Source organism: Chromatiaceae bacterium (assembly GCA_016714645.1).
Taxonomy (GTDB): Bacteria; Pseudomonadota; Gammaproteobacteria; order Chromatiales; family Chromatiaceae; genus M0108.
Window position 1 is genome coordinate 1,207,331 of record JADKCI010000001.1, and the last position, 13,093, is coordinate 1,220,423.

The 13,093-nt window shown below is 63.6% G+C and carries 11 protein-coding genes; 8 read left to right on the top strand and 3 right to left on the bottom strand.

Going from position 1 to position 13,093, the window contains the following annotated elements:
* The first annotated feature begins 89 nt into the window (after window positions 1-89).
* Both accA and tilS read left to right on the top strand, forming a co-directional pair.
* Complete coding sequence (accA, locus tag IPN92_05625; protein MBK8637777.1) at window positions 90-1,046, top strand: acetyl-CoA carboxylase carboxyl transferase subunit alpha; 957 nt, start codon at window positions 90-92, stop codon at window positions 1,044-1,046.
* 21 nt (window positions 1,047-1,067) lie between these two features.
* Entirely contained in the window at window positions 1,068-2,603 is a 1,536-nt protein-coding gene (gene tilS / locus IPN92_05630; GenBank protein MBK8637778.1) for a tRNA lysidine(34) synthetase TilS, read from the top strand.
* On the opposite strand, the gene mgtE is transcribed toward tilS, so the two are convergent.
* Both mgtE and IPN92_05640 read right to left on the bottom strand, forming a co-directional pair.
* On the bottom strand, window positions 2,514-3,920 hold the full coding sequence (gene mgtE, locus IPN92_05635; protein MBK8637779.1) for a magnesium transporter: 1,407 nt from the start codon (window positions 3,918-3,920) through the stop codon (window positions 2,514-2,516). The genes tilS and mgtE overlap by 90 nt on opposite strands.
* A gap of 360 nt (window positions 3,921-4,280) precedes the next feature.
* Window positions 4,281-5,933, bottom strand: coding sequence for a HAMP domain-containing protein (locus IPN92_05640; protein MBK8637780.1), 1,653 nt, complete (start codon window positions 5,931-5,933; stop codon window positions 4,281-4,283).
* A 261-nt stretch (window positions 5,934-6,194) separates the two neighbouring features.
* Here IPN92_05640 and IPN92_05645 point away from each other — a divergent pair, with 261 nt between their 5' ends.
* The 6 genes from IPN92_05645 to IPN92_05670 all read left to right on the top strand — a co-directional run bounded on the left by IPN92_05645 (window position 6,195) and on the right by IPN92_05670 (window position 11,769).
* On the top strand, window positions 6,195-7,073 hold the full coding sequence (locus IPN92_05645; GenBank protein MBK8637781.1) for a phosphate ABC transporter substrate-binding protein: 879 nt from the start codon (window positions 6,195-6,197) through the stop codon (window positions 7,071-7,073).
* Between the two features lie 92 nt (window positions 7,074-7,165).
* Window positions 7,166-8,248 carry a hypothetical protein gene (locus IPN92_05650; protein MBK8637782.1) on the top strand — a complete coding sequence of 361 codons (1,083 nt, stop codon included), beginning with the start codon at window positions 7,166-7,168 and terminating at the stop codon, window positions 8,246-8,248.
* A gap of 1 nt (window position 8,249) precedes the next feature.
* A complete protein-coding gene (pstC, locus tag IPN92_05655; GenBank protein ID MBK8637783.1) occupies window positions 8,250-9,191 on the top strand; it encodes a phosphate ABC transporter permease subunit PstC in 942 nt (313 codons plus the stop codon).
* A 4-nt stretch (window positions 9,192-9,195) separates the two neighbouring features.
* Window positions 9,196-10,083: a phosphate ABC transporter permease PstA gene (gene pstA, locus IPN92_05660; GenBank protein ID MBK8637784.1), complete on the top strand. Its 888-nt coding sequence runs from the start codon at window positions 9,196-9,198 to the stop codon at window positions 10,081-10,083.
* Entirely contained in the window at window positions 10,077-10,898 is an 822-nt protein-coding gene (locus IPN92_05665; protein MBK8637785.1) for a phosphate ABC transporter ATP-binding protein, read from the top strand. Before pstA ends, IPN92_05665 begins: the two co-directional genes overlap by 7 nt.
* 115 nt (window positions 10,899-11,013) lie before the next feature.
* Window positions 11,014-11,769, top strand: coding sequence for a phosphate ABC transporter ATP-binding protein (locus IPN92_05670; GenBank protein MBK8637786.1), 756 nt, complete (start codon window positions 11,014-11,016; stop codon window positions 11,767-11,769).
* 52 nt (window positions 11,770-11,821) lie between these two features.
* Here IPN92_05670 and IPN92_05675 read toward each other — a convergent pair whose 3' ends face one another.
* Window positions 11,822-13,087, bottom strand: a complete 1,266-nt coding sequence (locus IPN92_05675) for an HlyC/CorC family transporter (GenBank protein MBK8637787.1) — start codon at window positions 13,085-13,087, stop codon at window positions 11,822-11,824.
* Window positions 13,088-13,093 lie beyond the last annotated feature (6 nt).

Here is a 13,093-nt window from a genome sequence, read left to right on the forward strand (position 1 = left end):
TCCCGAAATGACAATTGCGAATCCCGCGATTCTCGCATGGCCCCTTGCCGCTGTCGCCAAGGACCAATTTTGATTAAGATGTTGCCATCATGGATCTAAACTTTCTTGAATTTGAACAGCCCATCGCCGAACTCGAGGCCAAGATCGAGGAATTGCGGCTGGTTGGGAATGACAGCGCCATCAACATCGGCGAGGAAATCGAGCGGCTGCAAACCAAGTGCCGGGCGCTCACCGAGAGCACCTTCGCCGCCCTCACCCCCTGGCAGATCTCCCAGCTCGCCCGCCATCCCCAGCGGCCCTACACCCTGGACTATGTGCCGCGCATCTTCGAGGGCTTTCAGGAGCTGCACGGCGATCGGGCCTATGCCGACGATCCGGCCATCGTCGGGGGCCTGGCCAGGCTGGACGGTTTTCCGGTCATGGTCATTGGCCACCAGAAGGGGCGGGACACCAAGGAAAAGATCTATCGCAACTTCGGCATGCCGCGCCCGGAGGGCTACCGCAAGGCCCTGCGGCTGATGGAGATGGCGGAGCGCTTTCGCATGCCGATCCTGACCTTCATCGACACCCCGGGGGCCTATCCCGGCGTCGGCGCCGAGGAGCGCGGCCAGAGCGAGGCCATCGCCCATAATCTGCTGGTGATGGCCCATCTGCGCACCCCCATCATCTGCACCGTGGTCGGGGAGGGCGGCTCCGGCGGGGCCCTGGCCATCGGCGTCGGCGACCGGCTACTGATGCTCCAATACAGCACCTACTCCGTCATTTCCCCCGAGGGTTGCGCCTCCATCCTCTGGAAGAGCGCGGACAAGGCGGAACTGGCGGCGGAGGCCATGGCCATCACCTCCGACAAGCTCAAGGAGAACGCCCTGGTGGACGAGATCATCCCCGAGCCCCTGGGCGGCGCCCACCGCCATCCGGCCCAGATGGCCGCGAACCTCAAGGAGGCCCTGAGCCGCCACCTCGCCAAGCTCGCCGATCAGGACCTGGACGATCTCCTGGCCCGCCGCTACAAGCGCCTCATGGGCTTCGCCCGCTTCAAGGAGTAGCCGGCGGCCCAGGCCGTTCCCATGGCCGTTCCGACCCCCGAGCGCCTGCTCCAGGCGCTTGATCTCTGTCCCGACACCCGGCGCCTCTGGGTCGCCTTGAGCGGTGGCCTGGATTCCACCGTCCTTCTTCATGTCCTGGCCGCCGCGCGGGAACTGAGACCCCTGGACCTGGCCGCCATCCATGTCGATCACGGTCTGAGCCCCGCCGCCGGCGACTGGGCCGACCACTGCCGCCGCCTGTGCAAGCACCTGGCCGTGCCCCTGACCCTGCGCCACCTGGCACTCCAGCGCCAGGGCGGCGAGAGTCTGGAGGCCCTGGCCCGGGCGGGTCGCTATGCCGCCTTGAGTGCGGTAGCCGGTCCCGGTGACCTGGTGTTGACCGCCCAGCACCAGGACGATCAGGCCGAAACTCTGCTGCTGGCCCTGCTGCGCGGCAGCGGCGTCAAGGGTCTGGCGGCCATGCCCAGGCTGGCGCGACTGGGCGGGGCCTGGCTGTTGCGGCCCTTGCTGGGTTATCGGCGGGCCGAACTCCTCGCCTATGCCCGCGCCCAGGGCCTAACCTGGATCGAAGACCCTTCCAACGGCGACCTCGACTTCGATCGCAACTACCTGCGGTCCCGCATCCTGCCGTTATTGGCGGAGCGTTGGCCCGCCTGCGCGGCCAGTCTGTCCCGCTCGGCCGCTCATTGCGCCGAGGCCCAGGACTTGATCGCGGTGCTTGCGGCGCGGGAAATCAGCCGGATAGGGGGCAGTCGGCCCGGAACCCTCTCCCTGGCGGCCTTAGCGGTCCGCGCGCCCGCCCTCCAGGCCGCCGTGCTGCGACACTGGCTCTCCGATCTTGGCCTGCCAACCCCGGACAGCCGCCATCTGGGGCGCATCCGCGCGGAGCTCATGCGGGCCCGTCCGGATCGTATCCCCTTGGTGGCCTGGCCTGGCTGCGAGACGCGCCGCTACCGCGATGACCTCTATGCCATGACGCCGCTCCCCCCGGTTCCGGGGGCCGCGGTGCTGGAGTGGCGGGAAGGGGAACTACCCCTGCCGGCGGGGCTGGGCTGCCTCCGCCTCCTGGATCGGGTGGGGGCCAGGCAGGACCCGGTTGCCTGCTGCTGGCCCTCTGGTCTGGAGGTCCGCTTCGGCGCTCGGGGTTTGAGGTGCCGCCTCGCGGATCAGCCCCACCAGCGGCGGCTCAAGCACCTGTTCCAGGAGGCCGCCATCCCCTCCTGGCTCAGGCCCTACGTACCCTGCCTCTTTGACGGCGCCCATCTGGTGGCGGTGGGGGATCTCTGGCGATGCACCCCGCCCACCGCGGACGACGGCATCCGCCTCCACTGGGACGACGGCATCCGCCTCCACTGGGAAGGCGGCATCCGTGATCACCCAGGATTTTGGAAAGCGGCGGGCCAGCCTCCCGGACACCGCGACCCGGAACCCTGTCCTGGCGCGGCGCAGCGGCCTAAGAAGGCAGCCCTAGATATCGAAAATGATGGAGGCGACGATCAGGTAATTGATGACGCCGAGCACGTCGATGGAGGTCAGCACGAAGGGTCCCGAGGCTAGGGCGGGGTCTGTTCCTAGTCGCTGAAAGAGCATGGGCAGCGAGGAGGCGATGATGGCCGCCAGGCAGATGTTCATCAACATGGCCACGCCGACGGTGAGCATGAGGTTGGGTACACTTTCGAAATTGTGGAACATCAGGTAGGAGACGAGGGATAGCATGAGGCCGTAGAAGGAGCCCAGCATCAGGCCAACGGACAACTCCTTGATCAGCAGGGATTTGAAGTGGGATAGCTTGAGGGAGCCCGTGGCCAGACCGCGCACGGCGACGGTGGCGGCCTGGGTGCCGACGTTGCCGGCCATGCCCATGACAATCGGCAGGAAGGCGCTCAGTTGAATGATCTGGGCCATGGTGGCCTCGTACTGGTCAAGCACGAAGGCCGCGCCGACACCACCCAGAAAGGCGGCCATCAGCCAGGGCGCGCGCAGCTTGAAGATGTTCAGGGGCGACTGGGTCAACAGCTCGGAGCTGCTGGTACCCGCCATGGCCAACATCTCGCGGGTGGTCTCGTTCTCGATGACATCGATGACGTCGTCCACCGTCACCATGCCCACCAGGACGCCCTCCTCATCCACCACGGGGATGGCCAGCAGTCGGTACTTATCCACCAACTTGGCCACGGTTTCCTGGCTGTCGCTGGTATGGGTGCTCACGATACGGGAGTTCATGACATCCCGCAGCAGCTTGGAGGGATGCGCCAGGAGCAGTTGGCGCAGGGAAACGACACCCATCAGGCGGCCATGGCTGTTGGTGACATAGAGGTAATAAACCATCTCCACGTCTTCCATGTCCACGCGGCCCCGGATGGCCTCGACCGCCTGCTCCACGCGCGAATCATCGGTCATGGAGAAAAACTCGGTGGTCATGATGCCACCGGCCGTGTTCGGGTCGTACTGGAGCAAGTCCTCCAGCTCGTCCTGACTATCCTTGGTCAGGGCCGAGGTCACCTTGGCACCCAGTTCCTCGTCCAGTTTGCCGATGAAATCGACCAGATCATCCGGCGCCAGGTGATCCAGAATCGGGGCCAGCCGAGCCAGGTCCGCCTCGCGCACGACATCCGAAAGCATCCGCGTTGATAGGGTCGCCATGACCTCGGCGGCTACGCTCGGGTTTGGGATGCTCAGGAACAGGACCGTGACATACTCCTCCGGGATCCCTTCCAGCACCTGTCCCAGGTCCGCCGGATGGATCTTGGAGAGGATCTTCTCCAAGGGTTTCTTGGCGTCTCGGCGCAACAGACGCTCGATGGCATCCCTGAGCTTGAGCAATTTTCCACCGGAATCGGCGACGGCTACATGGGTGTGGGTATCAATCATCATGGTGGGTGGTCCCCTGGCCAATGCCTGGCCGGAATCAAGGGCGCGAGATAGGGGCAGGTGACGGGGCTGTAACCAAACTCCGAGGGGTTTGGATCGTGCAGACAAGGTCAACGCCCAGGATATTCGTCTTCCTGGCGGACCTGGGAGACGGTTATTGGGGCTGGTCCGCACCAAGACGATCAGCGCTGGTTGGGGAGAAGGGCTTGGCGCTCGGTGGGACCCGAAAATCACCGGCTAATGATAGAGGGTGAGGGACCAAAAAGGGTGGCGGAGATGAAAAAACATGACAAGGGATTGACGGTTTGGTGACGATTCGGGCGCCGGGGCCGAGACCTCCGACGTCCTGGTGCCATACCCGGCCTAGGCCGTGACCTCTAACAGGGTACGGATGGTCTTGGCGCTCTCCTCCAGTTGTCCGACCTCGGGGGCCGGGGTCCCTGGACGGGCCCGGCGCAGGCGCTGGCAGCCCTGGTCGATCTGGTCCGCCTGCTTGAGCAACTGGCCGCGCATCCCATTGAGTTGCTGGACCTGCGCCAGGGCGGCCTGCCGAAGGTCCTCCAAGGCCTGATCGCGGCTGTCCTCGCCGGCGGCCTGATGGAGCTTGCGGAGGGCGGTGGCCTCCCTCATGGCGGCCTTCCACCATTGCACGAAGCGGGTGCGGTGGTCCGCCAGGGTGTTGAGGGACTGGGCCATGGCATTGATTTCGTCGCGGGAGCCGGGCAGGGTGGCGATGCGTTCGCTGGGGCTCTCGTGGGTCAGGCGGTTGAGCAAACCGGCCATCTCCTGTACCGGTCGGACGATCCGCCGGGTGAGGAAGAAGGCAAAGAGGATACCCAAGACCACGGCCCCCAATACCACCAGCAGGTTGAGCCGCCCCTGTCGCTGGGTCGCCACCACCAGGCGCGCGGATTCCTCGACCATGGCCTGGTCCGCCTGCGCCAGGTTTTGGCGCGCCAGGGGTTCCATGTCTCGCGCGGCCTTATCCATGCCGAGGGTGAGTCCGGCGATGAGATCATTCTGGGCAACCAGGGCCAGGAAGTCCCGTTCGTAGTTGGCCAGGAGGGCGCCGAGTTGGGCTTGATCCTCCGCCGCGATGGCGGCGGTGCCGATCTGGCCACGGATCAGGGCGGCGATATCCTGGACCTGCCGAATGTAAGCGTGGTCACCCCGCAGCAGATAGTCCTTTTCCCGGCGCCGCATCTCCAGGATAGCGGTCTCCAGGCCCGGCACGTAATGGGCGGAGAGGATGGCCTCCAGGCGATGGCCGGAATCGCGGAAGGGCCCCTTGCCCCCCGCTATCTCCTCTCCCGCCAGGACGCCCCGGGCATAGTCCTGGAAGGTCGTGGCATAGACAGCCAGTTCATCCAGCAGGGCCTGGCGCACCTCGGGATAGAAGTCGGCCTCCTGGACCAGGTGCCGGAATTGCTCGATGAGGGTCTGGACGCGCGTGACGTACTCTTCCTCTCCGCGTAGCAGCAGGTCCTTCTCGCCGCGACGCATCTGCAGGAGGGTGACATAGAGCTCGCCGGCGTTGAAGTTGCGCGATCTCTGCTGCAACTCGTGGACCGAGCGGCGGAAGGCCCCCTGGAGCCCGCTATCTTCGTCCAGCCCCTTGATGATCCAAGCCTCGGTGATATCCAGAAAGCCCTGCTGGTAGGTCGCGGCCAGTTGGCCCATGGCCTTGCCAGGCACGGCTGTATCGGGGGCGGCGGCGAGTCGCCGGGTTTCCTCCAGCAAGAGCCGGGCCTGCTCCTCCACCCGGTTGATATCCGCCTCCCGGCGGTGGAGCAGGAAGTCGCCCTCCGCCAGGCGCGCCTGGTGGAAATGGGTCTGTATGGCAAAGGCCTGGTTGACCCGTGTCACGAAGCTGGAGTGAAGCTGGCCATAGTCCCGGATCAGGGCGTTCTGGCCCTGATGGTACTGCCAGATGGCCGCTAGGTAGAGGATGCCCACCAAGGCAAAGCCGAGTCCGATCTTCTCGCCGATGCGCAACTGGCCGACGATCCTGTTCATGGGAGCCCCCTGGGATTCTTCAGTGGTTTGGATACTGAATACACTCTAGTACAGCTAAATGAACATTAGGTTAAGACTGGCTTCCCGGCCGCCGGGCTAGCCGAGGGGCTCCTTCCCGCGACTGCCGCCGGGGCCGGGGATCAGGTCAAGAAATATTCATCAAGAGGTAAAGTTGCCGTAATGGGCGTTCGTCAAGCTGCTAGGCAGAGATTCCCCGCTTACCACCGAACATTCCATTGCGAAAACGATAGAGGAAATAACATGTTGAAGATGAATAACTATTTGGCCGTTGCCACTGCTACCGCCATCGCCCTGGCGGCTGGCAACGCGCAGGCGCGCACCGAAATCCAGAACAAGGGCTCGGATACCCTGGTCAACGTGGCCCAGACCTTCGCCGAGGAGTACGCCAAGGTCAACCCGGAGGTGGCCATCGCGGTGTCCGGTGGCGGCTCCGGCACCGGTATCGCCGCCATGATCAACGGCACCGTCGATATCGCCAACTCCAGCCGCAAGATGAAGGACAAGGAGATCAAGCAGGCCCAGGAGCGGGGGCATAACCCGATCGAACATATCGTGGGTTATGACGCCCTGGCCATCTACGTCAACAAGAACAATCCCGCCAATTCCATGGCCATCGCGGATCTGGCCAAGATCTACGGGCGCGACGGTGGCGCCACTAAATGGAAGGATCTCGGCATCCAGATACCGGGCTGCGACTCGGGTGAGATCGTGGTCGTCAGCCGCCAGAACAACTCCGGCACCTACGCCTATTTCCAGGAGCACGTGTTGGGCGAAAAGGGCAAGTTCCGCCTGGGCACCCTGGACATGCACGGTTCCAAGGACGTGGTGGACCTGGTGGAGAAGACCCCCTGCGCCATCGGCTATAGCGGTCTGGCCTATGCCACGGACCATGTGAAAACCGTCTGCATCGCCCCGGAAGCCGGCAAGCCCTGCGTCATGCCTTCGGAAGACGCCGCCCTGGACGGGACCTACCCCATCGCCCGCCCCCTCTTTATGTACACCAACGGCGAGCCCCAGGGGGAAATCAAGAAGTACATGGATTGGATCATGAGCGACACGGGCCAATGCCTGGTGGCCAAGGAAGGGTATGCGCCGGTCCGCAAGATCGCCTGCAAATAACCCCTTGACGCTCGTTGGCGGCGGGTGCCCGGTGGGTGCCTCTGCCCCCTGGGACCCTTTGTTATCCGATCTCGCCTGGCGGAGCCGCACTCATGTCACATTACGAAGAGCGTCTCGATAGAGACCTGTCCCGCATCAAACAGCATCTGGCTATCCTGGCCCAGCGCGTTGAAGACGCTATTGGTGACGCGCTGCACGCCCTGCTGAGCGGCAACGACAAGATCGCCCACCTGACCGCCTTGGGGGATCAGTCCATTAATCGCGCCAGTCGCGCCCTGGATCGGATGTGCCACGGCTTTATCGCCCTGCATCTGCCGAGTGCCGGCCACCTGCGCCTCATGTCCGCCATCATTCGCGCCAACCTGGGGCTGGAGCGGATCGGCGACTATGCCGTGACCATCTGCCGGGAATCCGTGCAGCTCGCGGTCCGTCCCCAGGGCACGGTCGCCCGGGAGCTGGAACTGATGGCGGGCGAGTCACGGCAGATGCTCAAGCAGTCCGTTGCCGCCTTCATCGCCGGTAACGCCGAACAGGCCAAGGCCACCATGGCCATGGCCGATCAGGTGGCCAGGACCTTCGATACGGTGTTCGCCGACCTGGTGGGCGAAGGCGATCGGCTGGGCGTCAAGGACCTGTTCGCCTATCTGGTGATTTTCAACATGCTGGAGCGGGTCTCGGACCAGGCGAAGAACCTGTGCGAGGAGGCCGTTTTCGCCGCGACGGGGGAGGGTAAGCCGGCCAAGGTCTTCCGCATCCTCTTCCTGGATGAGGACAACAGCCTGCTGGGCCCCCTGGCGGTCGCCATTGCCCGCAAGAACTTCCCGGGCGCGGGCGACTACCAGAGTGCTGGCCGTCACGCCGCCAACCTGGCCCCCTCCCTGGTCGATTTCCTGCGGGAGCGGGGCATTGACCTCAGCAACCATCAGCCCCGGGTGCTGGACCTGACCCACCAGGAACTCGCGGACTTCCATGTGATTGTCAGCCTGCAGGGGCCCGCTAAGTCCTACCTGGAAAGCATCCCCTTCCACACCGCGGTACTGGATTGGGATCTCGGGCAGGGGCCCAGGGATCTGCCGTCGGACCAGCTTCGCCCCTATTACGAGACCTGTTACCGGGAGATCGCCGTCCAGGTAAGCAACCTGATGGCCATCCTCGGCGGCGAGGAGGCATCCTGATATGGCCGACACTAGGGGTGCCCTTGGCATGCCCACCGCCAGGGTGGGCGATTTCGACCGCCGGGATCTTGACTGGTACATCGACAAGGCCGTGGGGGGCCTGGTCTTTGTCTGCGGAATCTCGGCGATTATCTTTGTGCTGGGGATTTTTCTGTTTGTAACCAAGGAAGGGATCGGCTTCATTTTCGAGCGACTGGATTTCCGGGAGTTCTTTCTCACGCCCTACTGGTTCCCCAGCGACCCCGACGCGCCCGAATACGGCATCCTGGCCCTGATTGCCGGTACCGCCAGCGTCACGGGTCTGGCGATGCTGGTGGCCATCCCCTTTTCGCTGGGGGCCGCCATCTATATCGCGGAATTCGCGACCGGAAAAACCCGCGAGGCGTTGAAGGTGCTGGTCGAACTGCTGGCCGCCATCCCCTCCGTGGTGTGGGGCTTCATTGGCCTGGTCATCATGAACCCCTTGATTATCTCGGTATTCAACGTCCCCGTCGGGCTCAATGTTCTCAACGCCGGCATCATCCTCGGCTTGATGGCGGCGCCCATCATGACCTCCATCGCGGAGGATGCCCTCAAGGCCGTGCCCGATCGTTACCGCGAGGCGGCGGAGGCCATGGGGGCCACCCGCTGGCAGGTGATTTTCAAGGTGGTCCTGCCGGCAGCCAAGACCGGGCTGCTGGGTGGCGTGCTGCTGGGCGTCGGCCGGGGCTTTGGCGAGACCATGGCGGTGCTGATGTCCACCGGTCATGCGGTCAACATCCCCGGGAGTGTCTTCGATTCGGTACGCGCCCTGACGGCCACCATCGCGGCGGAGTTGGGGGAGGCGGCGGTGGGGGAGGAACACTATCAGGTGCTGTTTACCATCGGCATCTTCCTGTTCCTCATCACCTTCATCATCAACCTGACCGCCGATCTCATCGTGCGCGGCATCCGCAAGGGGTAACGAGATGACCAGTGCTAACGCTATGTTTCAAGCCACCGACCTGAACCGGCGCAACGCCCGGATTCAGGGACTCTATCGCATCCTGTTCGGGCTCATGACCCTGCTGCTTATCACGCCGGTCATGATCGTGCTGGCGACCCTGCTGTACAAGGGCGGGAGCCTCATCTCCTTCGAGTTCCTCTTCACCTATCCCACCGATGGCATGCGCGCGGGTGGCATCCTGCCAGCCCTGCTGGGAACCATTTGGCTGGTAACGGTCGCGCTCCTGCTGTCGGTGCCGATCGGCATCTTCGCCGCCATCTATCTCAGCGAGTATGCGGGAGACAACTGGTTTACCCGCATCATCAACCTCGCCATCATCAACCTGGCGGGCGTCCCTTCCATTGTCCACGCCCTGTTCGGGCTCGGCGCCTTCGTCATTTTCTTTGGCTTTGGCACCAGCATTCTCGCCGCGAGCCTGACGTTGGCGATCATGACCATGCCGGTCGTCATCGTGGCGACCCGCGAGTCCCTACAAGCGGTCCCCCGGGCCTTTCGCGAGGCCTGCTGGAACATGGGGGCCACCCGTTGGCAGACCATTCGCCGCCTGGTGCTCCCCAACGCCGTCACCGGCATCCTCACGGGCGTCATCCTCGAAGTTTCCCGCACCGCCGGGGAGACGGCGCCCATCATGTTTACCGGCGCCGTCTTCTTCACCCCCTTCCTGCCCGAGAGCGTGTTCGACCAGACCATGGCCCTGTCCCTACACCTCTTCGTGGTCTCCACCCAGGTGCCAGGGATCAACGAGAACATCCCCTACGCCGTCGCCCTGGTCCTCATCGGCCTGGTCCTGGTCATGAACAGCACCTCGATCGCCTTCCGTATGTATCTGCGGGGTAAGAAGAAATGGTAAGCCAATCTGCTCCGCGCCCGGACACGGCCTCCGCGGAGTCCCGGCTGGAACCCGATGCCGCGAGGGTCAAGCTGCGGGTCCGGGACCTGGCGATCAGCTACGGTGATACCCAGGCTCTGCATGGCGTTAATCTGGATATTCACGAGCATGAAATCTTCGGCATCATCGGACCCGCCAACGCCGGTAAGACCTCATTCCTCAAGGCCGTCAACCGCATGGATATTTTTACCCCGGCGATGCGGGTCGAGGGGGACATCAGCTTCAGCGGCCACGACATCCGCCATTTGCACAACATTTACGCCCTGCGCAGCCGCATCGGCGTCGTGTTCCCCCTACCCGTGGGCTTGCCGATGACGGTTTACGACAATGTGGCCCTGTCACCGCGACTGCGGGGCATCAAGGGGAAGGCCGATCTGGATGTGATCGTCGAGCGTTGCCTGATGCGGGCGGCCCTTTGGGATGAGGTTAAGGATCGCCTCGATGCCCTCGGCAGTCTCCTCTCCGGTGGCCAGCAGCAACGCCTCACCATCGCCCGCGCCCTCTCCCAGGACCCGGAGCTCCTGATGCTGGATGAATTCTCCATCGCGGTCGATCCGGTCACCACCATGCGTATCGAGGATGTGCTCAAGGAATTGCGCCAGGAGTTGACCATCATCCTGGTCACCAACCTGGTGCAGCAGGCCCGGCGCCTGGCGGACCGTACGGCCTTCTTTTTGGGGGGGGAGTGCGTGGAGATCGGCATTACGGAGGACCTCTTCACCGGGGAGGTGATGGACCAGCGCACCCGTGACTATGTGGATGGCCGGTTCGGTTGATGCCGATCCGCGCCGGTTGTCAAACCTTCTTTCTGGTCCACCTGAATTTTCGCTAACGCCTATGAACGCCCAAGATCAACACGCCTCGGCCGGGGTGACTGGATGCGAATACGCCATGCGCACCCGCCAGCTCGACCTCTGGTATGGCATCTTCCAGGCCCTTTACAAGGTTGACCTCAACATCCGGGAGGGCATGATTACCTCCCTCATCGGTCCCTCGGGTTGCGGCAAGTCAACCCTGCTGCGCAGCGTCAACCGCATCAACGAGCGGTTGGGCTATGTGCGCATTCAGGGGTCCATCGAGGTCCTGGGCCAGAACATCTATGACCCGGAAGTGGAATTGATCCAGGTGCGCAAGCAGGTGGGCATGGTGTTCCAGCGCCCCAACCCGCTGCCCATCTCGATTCGCGACAATATCCTCTTCAGCCACCGCCTCCATGCCAAGGGCGGGGGCAACGTCAGCCAGGGCAAACCGGACGAGATCGTCGAGGAATCCCTGCGCCAGGTGCTGTTGTGGGACAAGGTCAAGGACAAGCTCAAACGCAAGGCCACGGAGCTGTCCCTGGAGGAGCAACAGAAGCTCTGCATCGCCCGGCTGTTGCCCGTCAAGCCCGCCATCCTGCTGATGGATGAGCCCTGCTCGGCCTTGGACCCCAAGGGTACCGAGGCGGTGGAGGAACTGATCTGGGAGCTCAGGGGCCAGTACACCATCCTCATTGTCACCCACAACATGGCTCAGGCCCGCCGCGCCAGTGAAGAGTGCATCTTCATGCTCATGGGCAAGGTGGTGGAGCACACCCTGACCGAGCAGATGTTTGTTACGCCCCAGCGCCAGGAGACGGCGGACTACATCGAAGGGCGCTTTGGCTGATGCCTGGTGGATGGGGTGACAAGGTTTGAGCGGGGCTTACCGGTCGCCCCGGTCAGACGCGCTCCACCCGCACCTTGAGCACGGTGCGCGGATCGGCCTCCAGGACGGTAAAGCGGAAGCCATCGTCCAGGATGGAATCGCCTTCCTGGGGGATGCGCCGCAGCCGGGTGATCACATAGCCGCCGATGGTATGGGCCACGTAAACCGGCAGCTTGATATGCAGCTTGTCGTTGACCTCCGAGAGGGGTGAGCGGCCGCTCATGACATAGCTGTTTTCGCTCTCCTCCTCGATGCTGTACTGGCGCTTGGACTGATACTCATCGAAGTCGTAGCCCACCTCGATATCACCCACCACCTCCTCGAAGATGTCCTCCATGGTGATGATGCCGATGGCGGAGCCAAATTCGTCCACCACGATACCCATGTGATCCTCGCGCGCCTGGAGCAGGCGCAGGGTCTGGTCGATGGTCTGCTGGGCCGAGAGATAGAGGGGCGGGCGAATAAAGTCGGTGCAGCGCCGTTCCTCGGTCGTCGGGTCCAGCATGTCCCAGGTGGTCAGGGTGAGCACGCCCTTGACGTTGGTAATATTGCCCCGATAGACCGGCAGGCGGTTGTAGCCGTGCCTGATGACCGTCTGAACGGCGTCCGCGGTACTGCGCATCTCGTTGAAGCCGATGACGTCCGCCAGGGGGATCATGGCCTGGCCCACGGTGGTGTCGGCAAAGCGGATGACCCGACGGATGCTGCGCCGATCGACCTTGCCGGAGCCAACACCGCTGCCGGTATCGTTGATATCGAGCAGGACGCTCAATTCCTCGCGGGTGATGAAGAGGGTGTGGCCAGTGGTGGCGCCCCCCACCAGGCGGGTGGCGAAGCGGGCGATACGGCTGAAGACGAAGATGACTGGATAGAAGGCCAGGGAGAAGAAACGCAGGAAGGGGATGATGGTCCGCGCCACCGTGTCCGCCTTCTGCTGGAAGATGCTCTTGGGCACGATTTCGCCGAAGATGAGCAGGAAGGGCGTCATGATGAGCACCGAGATGATGTCGCCGATCTCGCCAAAGGCCTCGATGGCGATGATGGCGCCCAGGGTCGAGATGGTGACCGTGGCGACATTGGTACCGACCAGGGTGGTGCCCAGGATGACGTCCGGGGTGCGGAACATCTTGAGCAGGAGCGCCGCCTTGCGGTCCCCGGTTTTGGCCAGGTGACGCATCTTGAACTTGTCGGAATTGACGATGGCGATCTCCGACCCCGAAAAAAAGGCTTTCAGGCACAGGAAGAAGATCATGATCAAGAAGGGGATGAGCAGGTCCATCGCGGT